The sequence below is a fragment of the Polynucleobacter sp. KF022 genome, assembly GCF_027924105.1.
In the GTDB taxonomy this organism is placed as follows: Bacteria; Pseudomonadota; Gammaproteobacteria; order Burkholderiales; family Burkholderiaceae; genus Polynucleobacter.
This window is the reverse complement of record NZ_AP026972.1, coordinates 1,225,653-1,251,514: the sequence shown is the minus strand read 5'-3', so window position 1 is coordinate 1,251,514 and position 25,862 is coordinate 1,225,653. Positions and strand designations below refer to the sequence as shown.

23 protein-coding genes are annotated in these 25,862 nt (G+C 47.1%); 14 read left to right on the top strand and 9 right to left on the bottom strand.

Going from position 1 to position 25,862, the window contains the following annotated elements:
• Positions 1-20: 20 nt before the first annotated feature.
• Both PKF022_RS06480 and metG read right to left on the bottom strand, forming a co-directional pair.
• Entirely contained in the window at positions 21-209 is a 189-nt protein-coding gene (locus tag PKF022_RS06480) for a DUF3460 family protein (protein ID WP_216230550.1), read from the bottom strand.
• Between the two features lie 103 nt (positions 210-312).
• Positions 313-1,983 carry a methionine--tRNA ligase gene (gene metG / locus PKF022_RS06475; protein ID WP_348773165.1) on the bottom strand — a complete coding sequence of 557 codons (1,671 nt, stop codon included), beginning with the start codon at positions 1,981-1,983 and terminating at the stop codon, positions 313-315.
• A gap of 161 nt (positions 1,984-2,144) precedes the next feature.
• Between metG and PKF022_RS06470 the strand changes: the two genes are divergently transcribed.
• Genes PKF022_RS06470 through PKF022_RS06455 form a run of 4 tightly spaced genes read left to right on the top strand, consistent with a single transcriptional unit; the run spans position 2,145 to position 6,788 of the window.
• Positions 2,145-2,987, top strand: coding sequence for a formate dehydrogenase accessory sulfurtransferase FdhD (locus PKF022_RS06470; RefSeq protein WP_216230548.1), 843 nt, complete (start codon positions 2,145-2,147; stop codon positions 2,985-2,987).
• 40 nt (positions 2,988-3,027) lie between these two features.
• Positions 3,028-3,594 (top strand): dCTP deaminase, encoded by a 567-nt coding sequence (gene dcd, locus PKF022_RS06465; RefSeq protein WP_071464932.1) that lies wholly within the window; start codon positions 3,028-3,030, stop codon positions 3,592-3,594.
• 12 nt (positions 3,595-3,606) lie between these two features.
• The gene (locus PKF022_RS06460; protein WP_281776279.1) at positions 3,607-4,524 is read left to right on the top strand and encodes an ion channel; all 918 of its coding nucleotides are present in this window, start codon (positions 3,607-3,609) and stop codon (positions 4,522-4,524) included.
• Entirely contained in the window at positions 4,521-6,788 is a 2,268-nt protein-coding gene (locus tag PKF022_RS06455; protein ID WP_281776278.1) for an arginine/lysine/ornithine decarboxylase, read from the top strand. The genes PKF022_RS06460 and PKF022_RS06455 overlap by 4 nt, the downstream gene beginning before the upstream one ends.
• A 48-nt stretch (positions 6,789-6,836) precedes the next feature.
• Here PKF022_RS06455 and PKF022_RS06450 read toward each other — a convergent pair whose 3' ends face one another.
• The 3 genes from PKF022_RS06450 to argH are packed head-to-tail and all read right to left on the bottom strand — an operon-like array spanning position 6,837 to position 10,338.
• The gene (locus PKF022_RS06450) at positions 6,837-8,366 is read right to left on the bottom strand and encodes a TRAP transporter large permease subunit (RefSeq protein WP_281776277.1); all 1,530 of its coding nucleotides are present in this window, start codon (positions 8,364-8,366) and stop codon (positions 6,837-6,839) included.
• Complete coding sequence (locus PKF022_RS06445; protein ID WP_281776276.1) at positions 8,363-8,914, bottom strand: TRAP transporter small permease subunit; 552 nt, start codon at positions 8,912-8,914, stop codon at positions 8,363-8,365. The genes PKF022_RS06450 and PKF022_RS06445 overlap by 4 nt, the downstream gene beginning before the upstream one ends.
• Before the next feature lie 5 nt (positions 8,915-8,919).
• Positions 8,920-10,338, bottom strand: coding sequence for an argininosuccinate lyase (gene argH / locus PKF022_RS06440; RefSeq protein WP_281776275.1), 1,419 nt, complete (start codon positions 10,336-10,338; stop codon positions 8,920-8,922).
• Positions 10,339-10,381: 43 nt separating this feature from the next.
• Here argH and hemC point away from each other — a divergent pair, with 43 nt between their 5' ends.
• Positions 10,382-11,347 carry a hydroxymethylbilane synthase gene (gene hemC, locus PKF022_RS06435; protein WP_281776274.1) on the top strand — a complete coding sequence of 322 codons (966 nt, stop codon included), beginning with the start codon at positions 10,382-10,384 and terminating at the stop codon, positions 11,345-11,347.
• A 14-nt stretch (positions 11,348-11,361) separates the two neighbouring features.
• A complete protein-coding gene (locus PKF022_RS06430) occupies positions 11,362-12,186 on the top strand; it encodes a uroporphyrinogen-III synthase (protein ID WP_281776273.1) in 825 nt (274 codons plus the stop codon).
• A gap of 16 nt (positions 12,187-12,202) precedes the next feature.
• Here the strand turns inward: PKF022_RS06430 and PKF022_RS06425 are convergent, their stop codons facing one another.
• The gene (locus tag PKF022_RS06425) at positions 12,203-12,775 is read right to left on the bottom strand and encodes a chorismate lyase (protein WP_281776272.1); all 573 of its coding nucleotides are present in this window, start codon (positions 12,773-12,775) and stop codon (positions 12,203-12,205) included.
• A gap of 2 nt (positions 12,776-12,777) precedes the next feature.
• Positions 12,778-14,304 (bottom strand): DEAD/DEAH box helicase, encoded by a 1,527-nt coding sequence (locus tag PKF022_RS06420; protein WP_281776271.1) that lies wholly within the window; start codon positions 14,302-14,304, stop codon positions 12,778-12,780.
• Positions 14,305-14,554: 250 nt separating this feature from the next.
• Here PKF022_RS06420 and leuE point away from each other — a divergent pair, with 250 nt between their 5' ends.
• Positions 14,555-15,232, top strand: coding sequence for a leucine efflux protein LeuE (gene leuE, locus PKF022_RS06415; RefSeq protein WP_281776270.1), 678 nt, complete (start codon positions 14,555-14,557; stop codon positions 15,230-15,232).
• A gap of 5 nt (positions 15,233-15,237) precedes the next feature.
• On the opposite strand, the gene PKF022_RS06410 is transcribed toward leuE, so the two are convergent.
• On the bottom strand, positions 15,238-16,635 hold the full coding sequence (locus PKF022_RS06410) for a coniferyl aldehyde dehydrogenase (protein ID WP_281776269.1): 1,398 nt from the start codon (positions 16,633-16,635) through the stop codon (positions 15,238-15,240).
• Positions 16,636-16,696: 61 nt separating this feature from the next.
• On the opposite strand from PKF022_RS06410, the gene msrA reads away from it, so the two are divergent.
• Positions 16,697-17,257, top strand: coding sequence for a peptide-methionine (S)-S-oxide reductase MsrA (msrA, locus tag PKF022_RS06405; RefSeq protein WP_281776268.1), 561 nt, complete (start codon positions 16,697-16,699; stop codon positions 17,255-17,257).
• Between the two features lie 9 nt (positions 17,258-17,266).
• Here msrA and pdxH read toward each other — a convergent pair whose 3' ends face one another.
• Positions 17,267-17,902 carry a pyridoxamine 5'-phosphate oxidase gene (pdxH, locus tag PKF022_RS06400; RefSeq protein ID WP_216230535.1) on the bottom strand — a complete coding sequence of 212 codons (636 nt, stop codon included), beginning with the start codon at positions 17,900-17,902 and terminating at the stop codon, positions 17,267-17,269.
• Positions 17,903-17,924: 22 nt separating this feature from the next.
• On the opposite strand from pdxH, the gene PKF022_RS06395 reads away from it, so the two are divergent.
• From PKF022_RS06395 to PKF022_RS06370, 6 genes are all read left to right on the top strand, one after another.
• A complete protein-coding gene (locus tag PKF022_RS06395) occupies positions 17,925-18,674 on the top strand; it encodes a tRNA threonylcarbamoyladenosine dehydratase (protein ID WP_281776267.1) in 750 nt (249 codons plus the stop codon).
• A 301-nt stretch (positions 18,675-18,975) separates the two neighbouring features.
• Entirely contained in the window at positions 18,976-20,301 is a 1,326-nt protein-coding gene (locus PKF022_RS06390) for an amino acid permease (RefSeq protein WP_281777481.1), read from the top strand.
• A gap of 12 nt (positions 20,302-20,313) precedes the next feature.
• A complete protein-coding gene (gene ald / locus PKF022_RS06385; RefSeq protein WP_216230532.1) occupies positions 20,314-21,432 on the top strand; it encodes an alanine dehydrogenase in 1,119 nt (372 codons plus the stop codon).
• A gap of 94 nt (positions 21,433-21,526) precedes the next feature.
• Positions 21,527-22,102: a TMEM165/GDT1 family protein gene (locus PKF022_RS06380; RefSeq protein WP_216230531.1), complete on the top strand. Its 576-nt coding sequence runs from the start codon at positions 21,527-21,529 to the stop codon at positions 22,100-22,102.
• 45 nt (positions 22,103-22,147) lie between these two features.
• Positions 22,148-24,757 carry an aminopeptidase N gene (pepN, locus tag PKF022_RS06375; protein WP_281776266.1) on the top strand — a complete coding sequence of 870 codons (2,610 nt, stop codon included), beginning with the start codon at positions 22,148-22,150 and terminating at the stop codon, positions 24,755-24,757.
• Positions 24,758-24,841: 84 nt separating this feature from the next.
• A complete protein-coding gene (locus PKF022_RS06370; RefSeq protein WP_281777480.1) occupies positions 24,842-25,822 on the top strand; it encodes a class 1 fructose-bisphosphatase in 981 nt (326 codons plus the stop codon).
• The last annotated feature ends 40 nt before the right edge of the window (positions 25,823-25,862 follow it).

Below are 25,862 nucleotides of genomic sequence, written 5' to 3'. Positions count from 1 at the left end.
TGCCTGACGAACCACCTGAGTTAGTCATTCGAATACACGTAGGCGCGTTGCTTGAGCTTTGCAGCTTTTGCACGGCGTTGGTCTTCAACACTCAATGGCTCTTTGTCCCACAGGAGGGCGCGACCAGCTTGCTGTTCAGCCTCGAGGTTTGGATTCTCGGATTTCAGCTCATTTAAGAACTGGGTGAATTCAGATTGATACCTTGCCATGACATTTCCTAAAATACTCATTAAAATCAATAACTTATGAAATTAATACGAAAAGTTATCTGGGGACTACAACCGCCATTATAGGTGCTTTTTAGGGGGCTTTTTACAAGTTTGCAGCCAGCAAAGCCTCAATTTGAGGTGCTTCCACACGCGTTATCAGGTGCTTGTAAGCATTGATGGGGTTCTTGCTGGAAAGGGGGGTATGGATATCACTCCAACTTAAGGGCGCTAGCGATAAAAACTCTTCAACGCCAGAAGCTACCTGAGGGATAACCGGCTTCAGGTAAAGACTCAGCATTCTGAACGCCTCCAAAGTAATGCTGCAAACGCGCTGCAAATCGGCTTCACGCTCAGGATCTTTGGCGATTTCCCATGGCTTATTCTCATCGACAAAACCATTTACCTTGTCTGCAAGTTCCATCACGGTACGTAGTGCTTTTGCGTACTCGCGTCCCTCATAGAGTTCGGCAATTTTTTCGCTCGATGACGCGATGTCTTTCAGAAGGGGGTTATTCATTGCTTCGTCGGAAACGATGCCGCCAAAACGCTTCACCAAGAAGCCTGCACTTCGGCTGGCAATATTGATGTACTTACCTAATAAGTCGCTGTTAACGCGCGCAACGAAATCTTGAAGATTTAAATCTAAATCTTCCATGCTGTCATTCAGTTTGGTTGCAAAGTAATAACGGAACCATTCTGGATTAAATCCACACTCAATGACACTATTTGCCGAAATGAGTGTGCCACGTGATTTGCTCATCTTTTCACCATCAACCGTTAAGAAGCCGTGGGCAAATACATTGGTTGGTGTGCGATAACCTGCAAATTGCAAAGTGGCTGGCCAAAACAAGGTATGAAAATACAAGATGTCTTTGCCGATGAAGTGGTATTGCTCTGTAGTGGTATCCGGCTTAACCCACTCATCAAAATTGAGGCCTTTAGCCTGGCAATAGTTGAGGAAGCTGGCGTAATAACCAATTGGGGCATCAAGCCAAACATAGAAGTACTTGCCGGGGGCATCAGGGATTTCAAAGCCAAAATACGGGGCATCCCGGGAGATATCCCAATCACCAAGCTTGCTTTCTCCTGGCTGACCAACCCATTCTTTCATCTTATTGCGAGCCTCAGGCTGCAGCGGAGTTTTGACTTGAGTCCAATCGCGCAAAAATTCCTCGCAGCGTGGATCAGAGAGCTTAAAGAAGTAGTGATCAGAAATCTTTTTGATCGGTGTTGCGCCACTCACTACTGAGAATGGATTCTTTAAATCGGTGGGTGAATAGGTCGCACCACATTTTTCACAGTTATCACCATATTGATCTTTGGCGCCACACTTGGGACATTCGCCTTTGATAAAACGATCAGGCAAAAACATTTCTTTTACTGGATCGTAGGCTTGCTCGATGGCACGTTTTTCAATTAATCCTGCATCACGTAGTTTGAGATAAATACTTTGCGCCAGCTTTTCATTCTCAGGGCTATCAGTGGTGTAGTAGTTATCAAATGAAATCAGGAAGTTGTCAAAGTCGCGCTTATGTTCTTTCCAAACATTAGCGATGAGTTCTTTTGGTGTAAGACCTTCTTTTTCGGCGCGCAACATGATGGGCGTGCCGTGAGTATCATCTGCGCCGACATAGTGAACCTCATGACCACGCATTCTTTGAAAACGCACCCAAATGTCGGTTTGTACATACTCCACCAAATGGCCAATATGGATCTGACCATTGGCATACGGTAAGGCGGAGGTAACAAGAAGGCGGCGTTGGGAACTGCTCATGTAATACGGACTTAAATAAGAAGGTTAAAAAGTTAACTAGGGCGTAGCACTCAATTATGCTGGCTTATGCAGTGATTTTAGTCTGCGGTTAAAGTAAAGCACCGTGAAGTCTTGATAAATCCCGATAAACTTCCATTTAGCCCGACCCCGAGAGAGTATTTATGGCAGCAAAACCTAATATTCAGATGTCCTGCGCCTCCGTGCCCGTTGTGCACGAGGTTGAGGTTATGGATGAAATGGGGCGTCTTAAAAAGACCCACATTCCGGGTGAGCGCCCCTTAACCATCTACTTGGATAAACGTGAAGTCGTGACTCTCATGACCTTGGGTAGCGCTCCCGAAGCCCTGGTATTGGGCTATTTGCGTAATCAGCGCCTGGTTGAATCTCCCGATGACATTGAGAGCATTCAGGTTGATTGGGAAACTGACTCTGCTGCCGTTAAAACCCGTCGAAGCACGGTGGATATTGATGCTCTGACTAGTAAGCGGGTAGTCACCACCGGTTGTGGTCAAGGCACGATGTTTGGGGGTCTCATTGAGGAGATGGATGAGATTCAGTTGCCTGAAGGGCCGACATTGTCCCAAGAGGCAATTGTTGCCTTAATTGACTCCATCCGAATCCATGACACGATTTACAAGAAATCCGGTTCGGTCCATGCCTGTGCAGTTTTTGAGCGCGATGGTAGTGAGGGTGTCCGCCTTTTGCATTTCATTGAGGATGTTGGTCGCCATAACGCGGTTGACTCGATTTCTGGGTTGATGTGGCTGGCCAATAAGCCCGGTAGAGACCTCATTTTCTTTACCACTGGACGCCTGACCTCAGAGATGGTCATCAAGGGTGCTCAGATGGGCATTCCCTTCCTCTTGACCCGCTCAGGGGTAACTTTGATGGGCTTGGAGCTGGCCCGCAAAACCAATCTCACTATTCTCTCCCGTTGTTCGGGCAAACACTTCGAGATCTATAACGCCCCGGAGAGGGTCGTTTTTAGCCAAAAACCCCAATAAATTCGTGGGCAGGTAGGGGCGAAGGTTTTACAATTCGCCCATGACTATTAAATCTGACCACTGGATCCGCCGCATGGGCGAGCAAGGCATGATCAGCCCATTTGAACCTGGGCAAGTTCGCCAAGACGCCGCCGGCAACAAAATCGTAAGTTATGGCACTTCAAGCTATGGCTATGACATTCGTTGCGCAGACGAATTCAAAATCTTTACCAACATCAATAGCACCATCGTTGACCCGAAAAATTTTGATGAACAATCCTTCGTCGATTTCAAAGGCGATGTTTGCATCATTCCACCGAATTCATTTGCGCTAGCAAGAACGGTTGAGTACTTCAAGATTCCTCGTAGCGTATTAACTGTTTGCGTTGGTAAGAGTACATATGCGCGTTGCGGCATTATTGTGAACGTCACACCATTCGAGCCTGAGTGGGAAGGATATGTCACTTTAGAGTTTTCAAATACCACTCCATTGCCTGCCAAGATTTATGCGGGCGAAGGTTGCGCACAAGTACTCTTCTTTGAGAGTGATGAAGTATGTGGCACATCGTATAAAGATCGCGGTGGTAAGTATCAAGGTCAGCGGGGCGTTACCCTGCCTAAGACCTAAGCCATTACGGCAGTGCGTAAATTATTTCCGTTTAATCGCCGTCCTGCGCGGATTAACTTAGATGAATATCGCGCCACACTCTCGCGTACTGAAATTGCGCGTCCAGAAAATAATTTTTATCACTGGCTATTAGGTACCAGCTGGGGCAGCTTTATGCTGCTGGTTGTCTTCGTTTATCTTGGAGCCAATCTCTTATTTGCGTTTGCCTATTTAGCTTGTGGTGATGGCGCGATTACCCATGCTCAGCCTGGCTCTTTGCTGGATGTCTTTTTCTTTAGCGTGCAAACCATGGCCACCATTGGTTATGGTCGTATGACACCAATCGGTCATTGGGCAAATGCCATAGTGACATTTGAAGCCTTCTTTGGGATTGTGTATTCCGCATTAACCACTGGTTTGGCGTTTGCGCGTTTTACGAGGCCAACTGCTGGAGTACGCTTCTCTAAAGTGGCAGTGATAGGCAGCCATGATGGCGTACAAACGTTTAAGTTTCGCGTAGCCAATGATCGCAGTTCTCATATTGTTGAGGCGCAGTTAAGACTTTGGTTGATTGCGGAGAGTATGACGGCTGAAGGTGAGCGCTATCGTCGTTCAGTCGAGTTACCGTTACATCGTTCAGAGAGTCCTGTGTTCTCATTGACCTGGACAGCGATGCACAGTATTGATGAAACAAGCGCCCTAAAGGATTACTTGGGTAAGGCCGCCATTGAACGTCAGTGGCATCTTCTCATTACCTTTACCGGCTATCACGAGAGCTTAGCCAATCAAGTCTATGCTCGACATGTTTACTTGCCTAAAGATGTGCAGCAAAATGCGACATTCGTCGATATAGTCACAGCATTACCAGACGGCGATCGAGTCATTGATCTAACCAATTTTGATAAGTGGGTTCCGAATACATCGGACAAGTTAGCAGGGGAGTATTTATGAAATTTCGTTTCCCAATCATCATTATTGATGAGGACTTCCGCTCGGAGAATATTTCGGGTTCAGGAATTCGTGACCTCGCTGAGGCGATTGAGAATGAAGGTATGGAAGTTATTGGCTTAACCAGCTATGGCGACCTAACTTCTTTTGCCCAGCAGGCATCACGCGCCTCCACTTTCATTGTCTCGATTGATGATGAGGAGTTTGATTCCGATTCTGAAGACCATGATCTTCCTGCTTTAAATAACCTCCGTGCATTTATTACTGAGGTTCGTAAGCGTAATGAAGATATTCCAATCTTCTTATATGGCGAAACCCGTACGTCACGTCATATGCCGAATGACATCCTACGTGAGTTGCATGGTTTCATTCATATGAATGAAGACACCCCTGAATTTGTAGCGCGTCACATTATTCGTGAAGCTAAAGTGTATTTGGATTCTTTGGCGCCACCATTTTTCCGCGCACTCACTAATTACGCCTCTGAAGGCTCCTATTCATGGCATTGTCCAGGTCACTCAGGCGGTGTTGCCTTTTTAAAGAGTCCGGTAGGTCGCATGTTCCATCAATTCTTTGGTGAAAACATGCTGCGCGCAGACGTTTGTAATGCTGTTGAGGAATTGGGCCAACTCTTAGACCATACCGGTCCTGTATTGCAGAGCGAGCGCAATGCCGCCCGCATCTTTAATGCAGACCATTTATTCTTTGTCACCAACGGCACATCTACTTCCAACAAGATTGTTTGGCATTCCACCGTTGCTCCTGGCGACGTTGTTCTGGTAGACCGCAATTGCCATAAATCAGTTATTCATTCCATCACCATGATGGGCGCGATTCCTATCTTCTTAATGCCTACCCGTAATCACTTGGGTATCATTGGTCCGATTCCTAAAGAAGAGTTTGAGTGGAAAAACATCAAGAAGAAAATTGATGCCAATCCATTCATTAAGGACAAGAACGTCGTACCTCGTGTCATGACGTTGACGCAAAGTACCTATGACGGCATCGTCTATAACGTTGAGATGATTAAAGAGATGCTCGATGGCAAAGTCGACTCTTTGCATTTTGACGAAGCTTGGTTACCGCATGCTGCCTTCCACCCTTTTTATAAGGATATGCATGCCATTGGCTCAGACCGCAAGCGTACCAAGAAGAGTTTGATGTTTGCTACCCAATCAACTCACAAGTTGTTGGCCGGCTTATCCCAAGCATCACAAGTTTTGGTGCAAGATGCCGAGGACACCAAGCTAGATCGTGATTGCTTCAATGAGGCTTATCTGATGCACACGTCAACTAGCCCACAGTACGCGATTATTGCTTCATGCGACGTCTCTGCCGCCATGATGGAATCTCCTGGAGGCACAACTCTAGTTGAGGAATCTATTGCTGAAGCAATGGACTTCCGTCGTGCAATGCGTGAAGTGGACGATAAGTTTGGAGCCGATTGGTGGTTTAAGGTCTGGGGCCCAGATCATTTGGCTGAAGAGGGGATTGGCGAGCGTTCAGATTGGGTCTTGGAGCCCTCCGCAGCTTGGCATGACTTTGGTAAGTTAGCCAAAGACTTCAACATGCTCGATCCTATTAAAGCAACAGTGGTAACGCCTGGCTTAGATATTGAGGGTAACTTTGGCTCTATGGGCATCCCGGCTAGCATCGTTACTAAATACCTTGCTGAACACGGTGTGATCGTAGAGAAGTGCGGTTTGTATTCCTTCTTCATCATGTTCACGATCGGCATTACCAAGGGGCGTTGGAATACTCTCGTAACAGAGTTGCAACAGTTCAAAGACCATTTTGATAAAAATGCGCCTTTGTGGAAGGTATTGCCTGAGTTTGTAGCAAAGCACCCACGTTATGAACGTGTTGGCTTAAAGGATATCTGCCAACAAATTCATGAGTTCTATAAGAGTCGTGATGTAGCGCGCATGACTACGGAGATGTACACCTCTGACATGGTTCCTGCCATAATGCCTTCAGAAGCATGGGCAAAGATGGCGCACAAACAAGTCGATCGTGTTCCGCTAGATCAACTAGAGGGGCGCGTGACAGCCATGTTAGTAACGCCATATCCTCCCGGCATTCCATTGCTCATTCCAGGCGAGCGTTTTAATAAGCGCATTGTTGACTATCTCTACTTTGCTAGAGACTTCAACGAGCAGTTCCCTGGATTTGAAACGGATATCCACGGTTTAGTGAAAACTAGCGTTGATGGAAAGAGTGAGTACTACGTGGATTGCGTCAGACAAGAGCGCGACATTACTCTTTAATTCAGGCTTCAAGTTGCAATACGATGCCCCGCATTCGCGGGGCATTTTTTATTTGACTGGCTTATCTAGCTGAAAGGTCACAGGAGCGTCCTCATCCACTTTCGCTGATGGTGTGTCTGGTTTATTGTCTTCGCTCGTGAAGTTGAAGTCTTGGCTCTCTAAGACTGCAGCAGGCTTGTCCAAGAAGGTGGTCACCAAGGCTGGGAAAGCGATCACTACTGCCACCATCACAAGTTGTAAGCCTACCCAAGGTAGGGCACCCCAGTAGATGTCGCTACTCTTGACTTCTTTAGGGGTTACACCTCTTAGGTAGAAGAGGGCAAAGCCAAATGGAGGATGCATAAAGGAGGTTTGCATGTTGACGCAAAGCATGACTCCAAACCACACTAGCGCAGCACTAGCCGCGGCTTGTGGATTGCCATTCATGGATGCCAAAAGTACTGGGGCTAATAGTTTGACGGCTACTGGTGCCAGCATTGGTACAACGATGAATGCAATCTCAAAAAAATCTAAGAAGAAGGCTAAGAAGAAAACAAATAAATTCACAACAACCAAAAAACCAACCCATCCACCGGGAAGATTGGAAAATAATTCTTCAACCCAAAATCCGCCATCCACCCCCTGAAATACTACTGAGAAGCAGGTGGAGCCAATCAGAATGAAAACCACCATAGCGGTAATGCGCATCGTGTTTTGATACGCCTCTTGAATCAGCCCCTTTAGATTTGGAATCTTTGATCTTCGAATCCAAGCTAACAGTAGTGCGCCCATAGCGCCCATGGCCCCAGACTCAGTTGGCGTTGCAATGCCGGTCATGATGGTGCCTAGTACTAAGAAAATAAGAACAGCCGATGGAATGATTCCCATCAGACACTTTTTCCAAAGGGCCCAGCCTCTCAGGGTGAGTTCGCTTTCCGGAACTGGTGGCAAATAGTCAGGACGGATGCGACTTAAGAAGAAGGTGTAAAGCGCAAAGAGGGCGATCTGCAGAAGTGATGGCCCCCAAGCGCCCAAATACATACTGCCCACATCGGCGCTGCCGCTTTGTGTTTTGAGTTGATCTGCCAATACAATCAATACTAAAGATGGGGGTACTAGCTGGGTAATAGTTCCGGATGCCGCTAAAACACCCGTAGCGTAGCGCATGTTGTAACCATAGCGCATCATTACAGGCAACGAGATCATCGCCATAGCGATCACCTGAGCCGCTACTGTGCCGGTAATTGCCCCCAAAATAAATCCAACGATGATGACCGAGTAGCCTAGGCCGCCACGTACGCGCCCAAATAGCTGCCCCATAGAATCCAGCATTTCTTCTGCAAGGCCACAGCGCTCTAGGATGGCGCCCATGAAGGTAAAGAAGGGGATGGCTAGCAACAGATCATTAGCGAGCACGCTGCCAAAGATACGTTGAGGAATGGCCTGCAGAAACGCCATTCCAAAAAAGCCTTCACCAATAGCAATGAGGGAGAAGAATAAGCCTGCCGCCATTAAAGAAAATGCCACTGGAAAGCCGATCAACATAAAGACGATCAGTCCAGCAAACATCAAGGGCGGCATCCACTCCAATGGAATCATTGCATGGGCTTTTCGTAACGAAGATCTTCGGCGGGCAAAGTCATTTCACCTTTGAGGGCACCAATACGTTTGATGATTTCTGAAAGGCCTTGCAAGCTGAGCATGAAAAACCCAAATGGCACTACAAACTTAATGGGGTAGCGCGCTAATCCACCGGAGTTCAATGAATGCTCCATCACTAGCCAGGATGGATAGAAAAGAGTGGTCCATGAGAGCCAGGCAAACAAAATACAGGCGGGCATTAAAAAGAAGATCAAGCCAAAGAGATCAATCCATAAACGGCCACGATCAGAGAGCTGAGAGTAAATTAAATCTACTCGGACATGCTCATTGCGTTTAAGGGTGTAGGATGCGCCGAGCATGACGGCTGCGGCAAACAAATACCATTGAAGTTCAAGGGGCCAGTTATTACTAACATCTAGGCCATAGCGCAGCAGAGCATTTGTTGCCGATACTACGCAAGACAGCAAAATCATGATGCTGGCTGCCTTACCCAGAAGCTGGTTTATACGATCAATGCCTGCAGAAAGTTTGGACCAAAACCCCATGTACTTTAGAGGTCTGCACGACCCCGTTTAATAGCAGCGAGTACTTGTGCAGGAGCGGTGCCACCAGCATGTTGACGTGATTGAACGGAGCCATCTACTGTCAGCAAAGCAAATACATCATCACTCATTAACTCAGGGCGATTATCTAGGCCGCAAGCAAAGCGCAGTTCAGAGAGGCTAAGGTCGGTCAACATGCAGTTTCTGCCAACGCATGCCTTAACAGCATGTGCTACAGATTCATGTGCATCACGGAAAGCCAAACCTTTTTTCACCAAGTAGTCAGCCAGGTCGGTTGCTGTTGCAAAACCTTCTTCAGCAGCTTTCTTCATCACTTCGGCCTTGACTTCAATATGCGGAACCATGTCAGCAAAGATACGCAAAGTATCTTGCACGGTATCAACCGCATCAAATAAAGGCTCTTTATCTTCTTGGTTATCTTTGTTGTAGGCGAGGGGCTGACCTTTCATCAAGGTCAATAAAGAAATCAAATCGCCATAAACGCGACCAGTCTTGCCACGAGCTAGTTCTGGTACGTCAGGATTTTTCTTCTGCGGCATGATCGAGCTGCCAGTGCAAAAACGATCAGGCAAATCAATAAAGCCAAAGCGTGGGCTCAGCCACAGGATGAGCTCTTCGGATAGGCGTGATACGTGCATCATCAAGATCGAAGCAAAGGCGCAAAACTCAATCGCAAAATCACGATCGGATACGGCGTCTAAGGAGTTATTGCAAATGCCATCAAATCCAAGGGCCTTAGCAACTTGTTCGCGATCGATTGGATAAGTGGTTCCGGCCAAGGCGGCAGCGCCTAATGGCAAACGATTAAAGCGAGCACGCAAGTCAGCTAAGCGACTTGCATCACGGCTAAACATTTCAAAGTAGGCCATAAGGTGATGACCAAAAGTAATAGGCTGGGCTACTTGTAAATGCGTGTGACCAGGCATGATGGTCGAAGCATGTTTCTCTGCCAAATCTAAAAGCGCAACACGTAAAGATTTCAGAGTGAGGGAGATATCATCAACACTGCCACGCAACCACAGACGAAGATCGGTTGCGACTTGGTCATTTCGTGAGCGACCAGTATGCAAACGTTTGCCAGCATCGCCAACCAATGCGGTTAAGCGTGCTTCGATATTGAGGTGAACATCCTCAAGAGCAAGTTGCCAATTAAATTGGCCAGACTCGATCTCACTCTTAATTTGGGCCATTCCCTTTTGAATATCTGCCAAATCCTGGGCGCTAATGATTTTTTGGGCAGCCAGCATCTCAGCATGGGCTAGGGATCCAGCTATATCGACCATGGCAAAGCGTTGATCAAAGCCAATAGAAGCGGTATAACGCTGAACAAGTTCGTCAACGGGTTCGGCAAAACGGGCCGACCAAGCTTGGGCTTTGTTGTCTAAGGAATTATTTGATGAGCTCATAAACACAGTATATTGGTGTAGGTCTTTGATTATTTTAAATGTTATGTCCCAAACCCTGAATTCTTCCCCTATAGCCGCTCCAAAGAGCCTTGTTATCGCCTCCCGTGAAAGTCGCCTGGCCATGTGGCAGGCTGAGCATGTCCGGGATTGCCTTAAAAAGCTCTATCCGGAGTGTGATGTCCAGATTTTGGGCATGACAACCCGTGGTGACCAGATTTTGGACAAAGCCCTCTCTAAAGTGGGTGGTAAAGGTCTTTTTGTAAAAGAGCTGGAAACTGCCCTTGAGGATGGTCGGGCTGACTTAGCAGTGCATTCATTAAAAGATGTCCCCATGGTGATGCCTGAGGGTTTTGATCTTGCTTGCGTTATGGCTAGAGAAGATGCAAGAGATGCTTTTGTTTCCAATGATTACGCCAGTCTTGAAGATCTTCCTGTGGGCGCCATCGTTGGCACGTCAAGTCTGCGTCGCGAATCCGTGTTGCGTGCAAGGTTTCCTCATCTGGTGATTCAGCCATTACGCGGTAATTTAGATACGCGTATGGGTAAATTAGATCGCGGTGAATATCAGGCAATTATTTTGGCTGCTGCTGGTCTTAAGCGTTTAGGTTTAGAGTCGCGCATCCGTGCATTCTTGCCATACGATCCTTACACGCCTGCTGCAGGCCAGGGCGCTCTTGGTATTGAAACCTTAAGTAAGCACCCCAACATCAAACAATGGCTTGCTCCATTAAACGACACGCCTACCTTGTTTGCAGTTTCAGCTGAGCGTATGGTGTCTCGTCAATTGGGTGGATCATGCGAGGTGCCCTTAGCTGCGCACGCAGTCTGGGATCAAAATCAAATGCAAATTCGCTCCTTTGTGGCGAGTACGGATGGTAAAGCGATTTGCCTGGCAAATGGCAGTGCGCAAGTGAAGTCAGTGGCAGACGCAGAGGCTTTGGGGCTCGCAGTCGCACAAGACTTGCTCTCACAAGGCGCGGCAGATTTAATTCCAAAATTTTCTAAATAAACATAACCGTAGTGATGAGCACTAAAACTATCATCGTCACAAGACCAAGTGGGCAAGCTCGTCAGCTGATTGAAGTACTCACTCGCGCAATCGAAGCGAGCGGAGTAGGAAAACGTAGTCTCCCTGAAATATTGTCCTTACCATTACTCACCATTGTTCCAAAGTCTGATGAGCATTTGGCTGACCACATTGCTACTGTCTTGAGTGATGCCGACCTAGCCATCTTTGTGAGTCCCAATGCTATTGAGAGCGTGATGCGATTACTAGAGCGAGACTGGCAAGACTTCTCTAAAAAAGTTATTCCGATAGGTGTGATGGGGGGCAGTAGCAATCTAGCTTTAAAAAACCATGGCATTGGTTTAGAAGCAATACCGACGCCTATCATCATCCCTAAAAATAATGAAAACTGGGACTCTGAGGGTCTTTGGCAGGAACTTCAATCTCTGCAATCTAGTTGGCAGAACAAAAAAGTAGTGATCTTTAAAGGTGAGGGTGGTCGTGATTGGCTGGCTGACACATTAACAAAAGCTGGCGCTACTGTAGAAGCAATTTCTACCTACAGCCGCGTGCCTTTAGATCTGGATAACCCTGCATGGCATCTAGTGCGAGAAATGGATTTAAGTAAATCTCTTTGGTTGCTCACTTCCTCTGAGGCAGTCCGCTATCTAGGTGAGGTGATGAACGGTCAATTTACCCAAAGCCTTAGTGCAGCTAGCGCTCTTTGCCCGCATCACAATATTGCTGATGCCGCTGAGTTAATTGGATTTGGTGAAGTTTTTACCAGTGAGCCTGGTGATGAAGCCTTAATTAAATCTACTTTAGCTTGGCTAACAATCTAAAAGTAACAGTGAAGAGCTAATTCTTCGTAGCATCCAATAAAGCAGGCAAGAAAATTTCATTTACTAATAGTGGGTGACCCTTTAAGCGATAAAGAGTACGTCGTGCCCATAAGGGCGAACTCAAACCAGAAAAATGCTTAAAGCACTTTTTCCATAATTCACTACCTTTATCTAAGCGTGCAATATCACGCGGAGGTTTTGCTTGCGAGTGTTTACGTGTCTTGGCAAAAAGGACGGCCCCCAGAGGCTTTGCGCCTAGGCGCAGAACGGCATGATTGCTGCCACTAGAGCTTAAAGTGGGTATGACGCTATGTGCCATCACTAAAGGAATTCCGTTGGAGCACAGCAGCACTTCACGGACTCGGCAACGTCTGACTTTGAAATGAAAATAGCGACTTTCGTCGCTATTGAGTGATTGAGGGCAGTCACGCAAAACCTGTACTTCTAGTTTTTGCCCAATTGCTTTCTCAATCTTTTGGGTGAGAGACCCGGTATCGCTTAGCCAAGGTTGCCACTTTCGGGGCGCCCGATGGATTTCACCGGAACCGACTCGATTCCATGCAGAACGGAGACGATTTCGGTGAATCATTTTTAGCTACCGCTAAAGTTGCGACGTTGACCGCCGGACTTTGGTTTAGCGAAACGTGGACCACCTGCTGGACGTGAATCACCTGAGCGTGCTGGACGTGAGTCTGCGGAGCGCGCAGGACGGGAGTCAGTAGAGCGTGCTGGACGTGAATCACCTGAGCGACTGCCACCAGCATTACCACCAGAACCGCCGCCACCAAAGCGAGACTCTGAGCGTGCGCCAGAGCCATAACGACCGCCACCGCCACCTGAGCGATTGCCACCAAAGCCACCGCCTGAGCGACCGCCACCAGGACGACCGCCACCACCACCAAAGCTTGGCTTGGCTTGTGGCTCAAGACCAGCGATAACTGAGGCAACGATATCTTGCTGTGTGAAGCGTTCGATATTACGGATCTTGGCGCGATCACGATGTTCAACCAAAGTGATAGCTACGCCATTGCGACCTGCACGACCAGTACGACCGATGCGATGCGTATAGTCTTCTGGTTTCATTGGTAAGCCAAAGTTAATCACGTGGCTAATACGTGGCACATCAATACCGCGAGCCGCTACGTCAGTCGCAACCAAAATCTTGGTGTGACCTTTGCGTAAAGACTCGAGACGACGCATGCGCACAGCTTGAGGCATAGCACCATGAAGTGCAGTTGCTTCGTAGCCATTAGCACGCAATGTGTCAGCAATTTTTTCGCTCTCAACTTGAGTGCTTGCAAACACAACTGCTTGATCTAAATCGGCGTCAGCCAAAATGTGCTCAAGCAATTTATGCTTGTGTGACATGCTATCGGCCCAATGCAACTTCTGTTCAATGTTGGCGTGCTTTTCACCGGCGTGAGCAAGTTCAATACGCTTGGCATCTGTGGTCAACTCATTTGCTAAAGACATAATCTTTGGCGCAAAAGTTGCAGAGAACATCAAAGTTTGGTTACGGCCTGCGCAACGTTTATCAATAGCCTCGAGATCATCAGCAAATCCCATGTCGAGCATGCGATCAGCTTCGTCGATAACGAGTTGTTTTACATCATCTAAGCGAATTGCTTTGCTGTCGCACAAGTCGAGTAAGCGACCCGGAGTTGCAACAACCAACAATGCACCTTTCAACGCTTGGATTTGCTTGCCATAAGGCATGCCGCCCATTACGGTTGCGATGCGGATACCTTTCATGCCACGAACTAAGTTCACTGCATCAGCGGCAACCTGTTGAGCCAATTCGCGAGTAGGGCAGAGTACTAACACTTTAGGTTGTGCGCGACCTGGTACAGGTGAGTTGTTCGGGTTGTCTTCGATGAGTTGATTAATCAAAGGCAATAAAAAGGCTGCGGTTTTGCCGCTACCAGTTTGGCTGCTGACCAATAAGTCACCACCGGCTAAGGCTGCAGGAATAACCTGAGCTTGCACAGAAGTGGCTTGGGTAAAACCCAGTTCAGCAACGTTTTTAAGAAGTGATGCCGCTAGGGCGAAATTCTGGAATTCATTTCCAGTGCTCTTTGAGTCTTTCGGCTCGTGTTTAGTTTCTTTAGAAAAAGTCATGCTATTACACATCCCCTTTAAGGGATGTCTCCGTATGTTGCACCCATAGTTTTTAAAGGGTGCGATGGTCAAAGGCATCGACCATCAGACAAGCGGCAGCGCGTTTTGTGACTTCTGTGTTTATGACTTCTAAACGGTACGCTGAAATAGAGCTGGGGGGCGATGAATCAAATTGCTTAAAAAAGCCTCCCATTATGACAGTTTGATCGCCCGATTACAAGGGTTTTCCCGAATTAATTATGATATCGAGATGGAATGGCTCTCTTACAGTCTCTTATCGCCAGCGAATGCCGGCATTGTTGATTTCTCAGGCTACTTGCTTGGGACTTTGCTCATTATTTTGTTACCAGGCCCTAATTCACTTTATGTTTTGACGATAGCTGCGCAAAAGGGTTGGCGCGCTGGCACCTGGGGTGCGCTCGGAATATTTGTTGGGGACTCGATACTGATGATTGGTGTGGCATTAGGTGCTGCATCCATCTTGACGACTTCCCCGATTGTCTTCGCTCTGGTGCGTATTGCGGGTGCGCTGTATTTGGCTTGGATGGGGTATGGTTTATTGCGAAGTGGTGTGCAGCGTTGGTCTGTAGGTCAGCGTGCGAAGACTTATGAAATTCAAGTGAGACTCATGCAACTGCATCCTATGTTGGCGGCATTAACTTTGTCGTTAACCAATCCAAAGGCAATTTTTTTCTTCATCGCCTTCTTCTCGCAATTTATCCGTCCAGATGCTTCTCATCCAGCTCATACCATTTTGTATCTAGCGACAGTCTTGCAGCTTATGAGCATGACCTATTTAGGCTGCCTGATTTGTGCAGGTCAATTTTTCTCAAAGTACTTTGAGAGTCATCCTCGCTCTGCCGCCGTGCTGTGGATCACAGCCGGCTTCCTATTTATTGGATTCGCAGCGCGATTGATTTACATCTAAATTTTTTATCTAAGACGCTTGAGTAGTCTCTCGGCGCTCTTGCCGTAAGGAGGGCGAGCGGGTTTAGTGCCCTTGAGAAGATTCGTACCTAGTAGGCCGCGCACCTCAAGAATAGGTTTTTGATGGCTAAAGGTATCAAAGCCTGCTTTGCCGTGATGGGAACCGATACCGCTAGCACCAACACCGCCAAATGGAAGTGACTCTACCGTTGCATGCAATAGGACGTCATTGATGGTCACGCCACCAGAACGCGTCTCTTCTAAAACGCGCTGCATATTCTTTTTATCTTTACCAAACCAGTAAAGAGCTAAAGGACTCGGTTTGTTATTGATGTAATGAATGGCTTCAACAATATTGTTAGCTGTCAATATTGGCAAAATTGGACCAAAAATTTCTTCATGCAATACTCGTGCCTCAGGCGGAACATCGACTAGTGCGACCGGTTCAAATCTTCTGGCGCCTGCGGACGGGTTGTTTAACAAGGGGACTGCTTTTGCGCCACGATCGAGCGCATCAGCCAGCAAATGTTGCCAGTATTGCAATTGTTCATCATCAATCGGTCCAGTGAGCTCTTCTGGGTTACTAAATTGCACTTGTGCCGCCGTCTGTAGCTCTTGGATGAACCCATCGCGATTGGCTTGGTCGATCAATACATAGTCAGGCGCAATACAGGTTTGTCCACTATTCAGTAGTTTTCCATAAACAATCGCTGCGGCCGCTTCCTTGAGTTTTGCTGATGCATCAATGATGGCTGGGGTTTTGCCACCCAACTCCAAAGTAACGGGAGTAAGATTTTCTGCGGCAGCACGCATCACTTTTTTGCCAACGGATTCTGATCCTGTAAAAAAGAGATGAGCAAAAGGTAGAGCCGCAAATTGTTCGGCCACATCAACGCCACCGGTACTCACGCAAAATTCACTTGGGTGAAAGTATTCCTGAATCAAGCTTGCTAAAAATCCTGAGGTACGGGAGCTACGTTCGGATGGTTTAAGCCAAACGCGATTACCGGCAGCAAAAGCGGCAATCGCTGGAATAAGCGCTAGCTGAACTGGATAATTCCATGGACTCATAATGCCAACTACGCCCAATGACTGACTTTCAATCCAAGCCTCTGAGGATCCCATAAAAGAGGGCGTTTCCATTTGCACAGGCTTCATCCATTCCTTTAGATGCTTACGCGTATATTTGCAGGCTTGGTAAACCATCTGAAATTCAGTAAGGCGAGATTCAATGGAGTGACGCACACCAAAATCTGCAGCTAGGGCTTTACAGATTTTTTCTTCGTTTGCTTCGATCATCTTTTCAATTCGACCAATGCGCTCCAATCGGACTTCAAGTGACGGATTGGGTTCTGTGGCGTAGGCTGCTTTAATTTCGTCGAGTTGTATGGTGAAGCGGTTCATGGTGTATTAATAGTTGGCAAGCATTGAAATAAGGCATTAGGATAAAGCCATGGAACAGACTATGAATAAAAAAGACCCAGATCTAGAGCGCGCCACCTTGGGTGGAGGCTGTTTTTGGTGTCTTGAGGCGGTTTATCAGCAAATTAGTGGGGTGAAATCGGTGGTTTCTGGTTACGCTGGCGGCGCAAGACCTAATCCAAGCTATGAGGCAGTTTGCACCGGCGTATCGGGCCACGCTGAAATCGTTGACATCCTATTTGATCCACAAGTGGTTTCATTCCGAGATTTGCTGGAGATTTTCTTTGTGATTCATGATCCCACTACCTTGAACTATCAGGGTAATGATCATGGAACGCAATATCGCTCTGTGATTTTTACGCACAGTCAAACCCAATCTAAGATTGCCCATGAAGTAGTGAAGGAGTTGGAGGATGCAAAAATCTACTCTAATCCTGTGGTGACCCAGATTGATTCTGCACCAATCATTTATCCAGCAGAAGACTATCACCAGAATTATTTTCAGCAACACCCCAACCAAGGGTATTGCATGGCCGTAGTAGCTCCTAAGCTTGCTAAATTCAGAGCGAAATTTAAATCGCTGATTTCGCCCCAGTATTCCTAGGTCAAATTACTAAGGAGCTAGGCGATTTACGTGCCACTGATTTCCATCTAGCTTGTAGTGCATGCGGTCATGCAATCGAGAAGGGCGACCTTGCCAGAATTCAATTTCAGTTGGACGTAGGCGATATCCACCCCAATGCTCTGGACGAGGTGGTTTATCACCAAATTCCGCTTTGAAGCGTTTTTCTGCTTCTTCTAAAAATTCACGGTTAGGTATTGCAGTACTTTGAGGCGAAGCCCATGCACCGATTCTGGAGGCGGGAGGGCGCGAGTGGAAGTACTCATCACTCTCTGCGGCGCTGACCTTCTCAACAATGCCCTGAATACGGACTTGACGCTCTAATTCGTGCCAATGAAACAGCAGGGCGGCCTGAGGGCGAATAGCTAAATCCCGACCTTTTTGACTTTCATAATTGGTAAAGAAGGTAAAGCCATTTTCGTCAGCGCCTTTTAGTAAGACAATACGAGCTGATGGATTTCCGGCTTGATCAGCAGTTGCTAGCGTCATGGAATTGGGTTCTGGGCACTCTGCCTTGATTGCTTGCTCAAACCAGAGCTTAAAAAGCTCTAAAGGGTCTCGAGGAACCTCGGTCTCTAAAAGCTGGCCAAAGGTGTAGTTTTTGCGGAGTTGAGCAATGGAGTCCATTTATTCAGTATAAAGAGAAGCTATGGCAGAAGACAAGGTAGAAGGCAGCTTAGAAAATCGTCGTTTTGGCGGGGTCTCCAGACTCTACGGGCCAGAGCTGCGTGAGCGCTTTCTAAAGGCAACCGTAGTAGTGGCTGGCTTAGGAGGGGTTGGCTCCTGGGCCGCTGAGGCATTAGCACGCACCGGTATCGGACATTTGGTTTTAATTGACTTTGACCACATTGCTGAGAGCAATACCAACCGACAGTTGCACGCCATAGAAGGGCAGTACGGTAAGGCAAAAGTTGAGGCAATGACACAGCGTATTCTACAAATTAATCCTGAAATCAAACTCACTTCTTGCGATGATTTTTTGGAGCCTGAAAATTTAGATCGGCTCATTCCAGAAAATGCCTTGGTATTAGATGCCACTGATTCTGTGCAAACCAAAATTGCTTTATCTGTTTGGGCCGTGAAAAATCAGCGCGCTTTAGTCATGTGTGGTGCCGCAGGTGGAAAGTCAGATCCTACTTCAGTACGCTGTGATGATCTATCGCGCACAGAACAAGATGCGCTTTTGGCAAAAGTGCGCCAAGGTCTTAGACAGGATCATGGTTTCTCCAGAAATCTTAAGAAAAAAATTGGCATTCGTGCTATCTACTCACACGAACCGCGGGCTGGCGCCTCTAGCGGCGGCCTTGCCTGCTCTGGCTACGGCTCCACTGTGATGGTTACTGCTGCTTGTGGCTTGGCTGCAGCAGCAGAAATCCTCAATCTCATCGCGGCAAGCTAATTTTTTCAAAACGCGTCATCAATCCTTAAGGGGATTCCCTGTAGGAAGTTACTGATTCTTTTGCAGTCACTAATTATTTATTGCAAAGCCGCCCATTGATTTGAAAGACATTTTTATTTCTGTCTGCGTAGATTTATTCAATTAATCACTTTAGTAATTTTTATCCCCTAGTGCTGGGCACCACTCCTCCCTAGACTTTGCTTCGTTGGTAAGTCGCCAATGACAATTCGAAAGGAGGTCTCTCTTGCAGACTGAACAAACTGGTTTAAAGCGCCATCTCAAAGTACGACATATTCGTTTAATGGCTTTGGGCTCAACGATAGGCGTTGGATTATTTCTTGGATCGGCAAGCGCAATTCAAATTGCTGGACCATCCATTCTGTTAGGTTATTTATTGGCAGGTATCGTCGCCTTTATTGTTCTGCGCACACTTGGTGAGATGGCAGTGCACGAGCCTGTAGCCGGTTCTTTTGCGGCTTATGCCAATACCTATGTTGGCCCATTAGCTGGATATATGGTGGGCTGGGGGTATTGGACCTACTGGATTGTGGTCGGTATCGCTGAAGTCACAGCAGTGGGAATCTATATGGGAATATGGTTTCCAGAAACGCCGCAGTGGGTCTGGGCGCTTTCTTCAATTGTGATGATGGGCCTAATCAATCTCATCGCAGTAAAAGTGTTTGGTGAGTTTGAGTTTTGGTTTGCATTGATCAAGGTAGTGGCTATTGTTGCGATGATTGCTCTTGGTGGCTCAGTCATCTTGTTCGGCTTTACCAACGATTGGCAGCCTATAGGCTTAAGTAACCTATGGCAACACGGCGGCTTCTTTCCAAATGGTATTAGCGGTATGTTGCTGTCCTTGCAAATGGTTTTGTTTGCCTATGTCGGTATTGAGATGATTGGCCTATCTGCAGGTGAGGCCGAGAATCCACAAAAAACAATTCCCATGGCAATTGATTCCTTAGCATGGCGCATCTTGATTTTTTATATGGGCGCCATTCTGGTGATTTTGGCCATTTTCCCCTGGAATCAAGTGGGTCATCAAGGTAGCCCATTTGTAGTGATGTTTGAGAGATTAGGCTTGCGTGAGGCTGCGGGCTTAATCAATTTCGTCGTGATTACTGCCGCACTTTCTTCTTGTAATGCCGGCATCTTTAGTGGCGGACGTCTGCTGTACTCCTTATCGTCCAATGGTTATGCCCCTAAACCTTTCTCAAAACTTTCAAAGCAGGGCGTGCCACATCGTGCGGTGATGTCTACGGTTGCAGTTTGTATGACAGGCGTGGTGCTGAATTACTTCGTGCCTGATAAAGCCTTTCAATACATGATGGCTGCGGTGACTTTTATTGGCTTGATGGTCTGGATTGCAATCCTGATTACGCAAATTCAATTTCGTCGCTCCTTATCAAAATCCCAAGTAGCTGAGCTCGCCTATCGCGCTCCTTGGTGGCCTTATTCCTCGTGGTTTGCTCTGGCATTTATTGGCTTAGTGGTAGTGCTTATGGGCTTTCATGAGGATGCGCGGATCGCACTCATAGTGGGGCCGTGTTTATTGGGGGTGTACCTCGTGATGTTTTATATCGTAGGGCTACATCGAAAAACAGCAAGTAAGCGTGACTTTAAATAATAGGAGATCAGAATGATTATTGGCGTACCTCAAGAGGTAAAAAATAATGAGTTTCGGGTGGGCTTAACACCGGGTAACGTAAGTGGGCTTTGCAAGCAAGGACATTCTGTCCTAGTGCAGCGAGGAGCAGGGGAGCAGATTGGCTTGAGTGATGAGGCTTATCGGCTTGCTGGCGCTAGCTTAATCAATAGCGCGGCAGAAGTATTCCATAAGGCGGAGATGATTGTGAAAGTGAAAGAGCCTCAGGCGCAAGAGTGCGCCATGTTGCGCGAAGATCAAATTCTGTTCACGTATTTACATCTGGCGCCAGACCCTAAACAAACGAAAGCTTTGTTGCAGTCGGGTGCAACTTGTATAGCCTATGAAACGGTTACTTCAATGAATGGTGCTCTGCCTTTATTGGCCCCTATGAGTGAAGTAGCTGGTCGAATGTCCATTCAAGCGGCTGCAACGCACTTAGAGAAAACCAATGGTGGTCTGGGTGTATTGATGGCGGGGGTGCCTGGCGTCTCGCCAGCCAAAATTGTGATTCTGGGCGGCGGAGTAGTGGGTCGTAACGCATTGCAAATAGCAGTGGGGATGGGTGCCGATGTTTGTATCTTTGATCGTGATATCGAACGCCTGCGTCAAATCGATATGTTTTATGGCAATCGAGTGCGAACCTTTTACTCAGATAGCTTGCTTATTGAGCAGGAAGTTTGTGAGGCTGATGTCGTGATTGGCGCAGTATTGCTTCCTGGTGGCGCAGCACCGAAGTTGGTAACGCATGACATGATCAAAAAAATGAAGCCCGGATCGGTGGTGGTTGATGTAGCCATTGATCAAGGTGGTTGTTTTGAAACCTCCAAACCCACTACTCACGCAGATCCTACATTTGTAGTGGATGGAGTAATTCACTACTGTGTAGCCAACATGCCAGGTGCGGTCGCCAGAACATCTACCTTTGCACTAACCAATGCGACCTATCCCTTTGTGGAGGCTTTGGCTAATCGTGGGGTGATGAAAGCGCTTTCTATTGATCATCATCTGCGTAATGGCCTGAGTGTTCACAAGGGTGTATTGACTTCAAAGCCAGTCGCGCTAGCCCAAGGGCTGGATTGCGCATTGGCTGAGGAATTATTTGTGGCATAGCGCATTTGTAGGAATAAGCAGGTCCAGTGGGTCAGGGATTTAAACTATCCCTAATGCACTAAACATTACAAAACTTACTGGACCTACTGAATACATGGATTTTTCAGCATTAGCGCTCTCTACCGGGGTGGTAGCCTTGGCGGAGATGGGCGATAAAACTCAATTACTTTCTTTGATGCTTGCTGCCCGCTATCCAAAGCAAGCATTAGCGATCATCGCCGGAATCTTTATCGCTACGATTGCTAACCATGCGTGTGCTGCTTTGCTAGGCCATTGGTTAACGACCCTAGTATCGCCTGATGTCATGCGCTGGATTTTAGGTTTAAGTTTCTTGGGTATTGGTTTATGGTTATTAGTACCAGATCACATTGACGATGCATCTGGGTCTAAAGTCGCCGACAAAGCCCTACAAGTATTTTTGCTAACCACAGGTTTGTTCTTTTTAGCCGAGATGGGCGATAAGACGCAAATTGCGACGATCGCCTTAGGTGCCCGTTATGAAGATGTAGTCTCGGTAACCATTGGCACCACATTGGGGATGATGTTGGCAAACGCGCCTGCGGTCTGGATTGGCCAAAAATTCACTAAGCGCATGCCTATCAAGTGGGTGCATGCGGTAGCTGCCATTACCTTTATTGCCATTGGGATTGCCACCTTAATCTGGGCTTGATTTAGTCGGTATACCCGTCTGTCATCGTAGACTTAAAATAGGCTGATGAAAACTGATCTCTCACAGAGCTTTCGTCGGCTCGAATATCGCCCACCTGTTTACAACTTCGATCAGGTCGAGCTCGATATTGCCTTAGACCCATCTAGAACGATTGTTAAAAGTCGAATTGAAGTGTTGCCAGGTAAAAGTTTTGAACCAGGGGCGCCCCTCGTCTTAATGGGGCATGAACTTGAATTTGTCAGCTTGCGGATTAACGGCGAAGCTCATCGTCATTTTGAATTAACCCCAGAAACACTCACTATTCATTCTTTACCAAATGAAGGTCAAGAAAAATTTGTTGTTGAAATTATTTGCGTTTGTGTACCCGAGAAAAATACCACCTTGATGGGTTTGTACGTTTCTAATGGCAACTTCTTTACGCAGTGTGAGGCAGAGGGTTTTAGAAAGATTACTTATTTCCTAGATCGTCCAGACGTCATGGCACGATTTAAAGTAACGCTACGTGCTCGTGAAGCAGAGTGCCCGGTCTTGTTATCTAACGGTAACTTGATTAATACAGAAAAACTTCCAAATGGCTGGCACAGCGCTACCTGGGAAGACCCGTTTCCTAAACCTTCGTACTTGTTTGCCTTGGTGGCAGGCAAGTTGGAGTGTATTGAAGAGACTATTACGACCAGCAGTGGTGCTAAGAAGCTCTTGCAGATTTGGGTTGAGCCGCATGATTTGAAGAAAACCCGTCATGCCATGGACTCTTTGATTGCTTCAATCCACTGGGATGAGAAGCGCTTTGGTTTGGAATTGGATTTAGAGCGCTTCATGATTGTGGCTGTTAGTGATTTCAATATGGGCGCAATGGAAAACAAGGGTTTGAACATATTCAACACCAAGTTTGTCCTTGCACAACCAGAAACTGCTACTGATGCTGACTTTGCCAATATTGAAAGCGTTGTTGCACATGAATACTTCCACAACTGGACTGGTAATCGCGTCACTTGTCAGGATTGGTTTCAGTTATCGCTGAAGGAAGGTTTAACGGTATTTAGGGACCAAGAGTTTTCCGCAGACCAAATGGGCAGCGAATCCGGTAGGGCAGTTAAACGCATTGAAGATGTTCGATTGCTACGTCAGCTCCAATTCCCAGAGGATGCGGGTCCGATGGCGCATCCGATTCGTCCTGATGAATACCAAGAGATTAATAACTTCTATACCGTTACCGTGTATGAGAAGGGCTCTGAGGTAGTTCGGATGTACCAAACCCTGCTTGGTAGGGATGGTTTCCGTAAGGGCATGGATTTGTATTTCAAGCGCCATGACGGTCAAGCAGTGACCTGCGATGATTTCTTGATGGCGATGGCCGATGCCAATGGCAAAGACCTCACTCAATTCAAGAATTGGTATAGCCAAGCAGGGACTCCACGAGTGAAGGTGCAAGAGCATTACGATGCCGCCAAAAAACAGTACCAACTCACGTTGACGCAAAGTTGTGCACCCAGTCCCGGTCAGCCAGAGAAGAAGCCTTTTCATATTCCGCTCAAGATGCGCTTAATTACTAAAGCTAATGATCAGACGGAACAGTTATTAGAGTTGACGCAAGATAGTCAGACATGGACCTTTGACAATATTACAGAGCGACCAGTGCTCTCGATGAATCGCAATTTCTCAGCCCCAATCAACTTGGACTTTGAGCAGTCTGAGGCCGATCTTCTGACGCTATTCTCTAGCGATGACGATGCATTTAATCGCTGGGAGGCAGGCCAAAAATTGGCAATGCAAATGATTCTGAACAATCGCTTGCCAGATGCCCAACTCATTGAGGCCTATCGCAATATCCTGCTTGATCCTAGCTTGGATTCAGCCTTTAAAGATCTAGCCCTGACGCTACCTGCGGAGTCCTATTTGTATGAGCAATGTACGAGCGTGGATCCGCAGAAGATATTTAGTGCACGCCGTGCCTTCCGCAGAGAAATTGCTAAGCAACTCCAGTTAGAGTGGGCTGCGCTGTATCAGCAGATGCAAACACCCGGACCATTTAAGTCAGATGGAGTCGATTCTGGAAAGCGCGCACTCAAGAACTTGTCTTTAAGTATGTTGCTTGAAGCGGCGCCTGGAGTGTGGGCGCCAATGGCCGCTAATCAGTATCAAATTGCTGACAATATGACGGATCGTTACGCTGCTTTAGCTGCGTTGGTGGTGCATGGCGCAAAACCAGCCAAAGATTGTTTAATTGATTTCTACAACCGATTCGCCAATGATGCTTTAGTAATTGATAAGTGGTTTGGCTTGCAATCAAGCCGTCCGCCAGTTGATGGTCTTGACTCTACGCTGGAAGAAGTGAAGAAGCTGCGCGAACATCCTGCGTTTAAGTTAAATAATCCCAACCGAGTACGCAGCGTCATTCATGCCTTCTGTGCAAATAACCCGGCAAGTTTTCATCAGGCTGACGGCAGTGGCTATGAGTTCTGGGCTGATAGTGTCTTAGCGCTTGATCCCATCAATCCTCAGGTAGCGGCTCGTCTTGCTAGAGCTCTGGATCGCTGGCGCTTATTTGCTCAACCCTATCAAGATTGCATGAAAGCGGCTCTGGAGCGGGTTTCGGCGTGCCAGACGCTCTCTCCAGATGTGAGAGAGGTGATAGGAAAGGCGCTAGGTAACTAGCCCCCTAAATAACAAGGCAAAATAGAGTCCAATAAACCACTTTGGCAAAAAACTGGAGAAATATCTTTGTCCTCAAGTACCCATATTAATTTCAAGCAGTATTTAACATCTGCAAAACCTGCGGGCGCAGCTATTCCTGCTGGATTGCAAGATTTGCTGACGGCAGTAGTCAATACCTGTTCAACACTGAGTCATGAAGTGGCTCAGGGCGCATTGATTGGTTTGCTCGGCTCTGCAGGTACCGGCAACGTACAAGGCGAAGTCCAACAAAAACTCGACATCATTGCAAATGATTTGCTGATTGATGGAGTGAAGGGCTGCAAATCACTTGCTGGTTTGGCTTCTGAAGAGATGGAGTTGCCAGTACCAGTAAACGGTACGGGCGATTACTTGCTGCTGTTCGATCCATTGGATGGCTCATCCAATATTGATGTGAACGTTTCTATCGGGACCATTTTTTCTGTGCTGAAGAAGCAAGATCCTAATGCGCCATTACAGACTTCTGATTTCTTATTGTCAGGTCGCCATCAGGTTGCTGCTGGTTATGTTGTGTATGGTCCGCAAACCACCATGGCATTGACCTTGGGCGACGGTGTAGTAATGTTTACGCTCAATAAAGTTACTGGTGAGTTTTTATTGATCAAGGATTCGGTAACAATTTCCCACTCCACTAAAGAGTTTGCAATCAACATGTCCAACATGCGTCACTGGGCTGACCCAGTACGCCGTTATGTTGAAGAGTGCCTTGCTGGCGTGAGTGGTGCGCGCGATAAGGATTTCAATATGCGTTGGATCGCCTCCATGGTGGCTGATGTGCATCGCGTCCTATCCCGTGGCGGAGTATTTATGTATCCATGGGACCAACGTGAACCACATAAGCCTGGCAAGTTACGCTTGATGTATGAAGCCAACCCTATGAGTTTCTTGGTGGAGCAGGCGGGCGGTGCTTCTACCAATGGTACAGATCTCATTATGGATTTACAGCCAACCGATTTACATGAGCGCGTTTCTGTGATGTTGGGTTCGAAAGAAGAGATCGATCGTATTCAGCACTATCACTCATAAGTAGATCAACTTCTCCAAGTAAAAACCCCAATCAACTGAT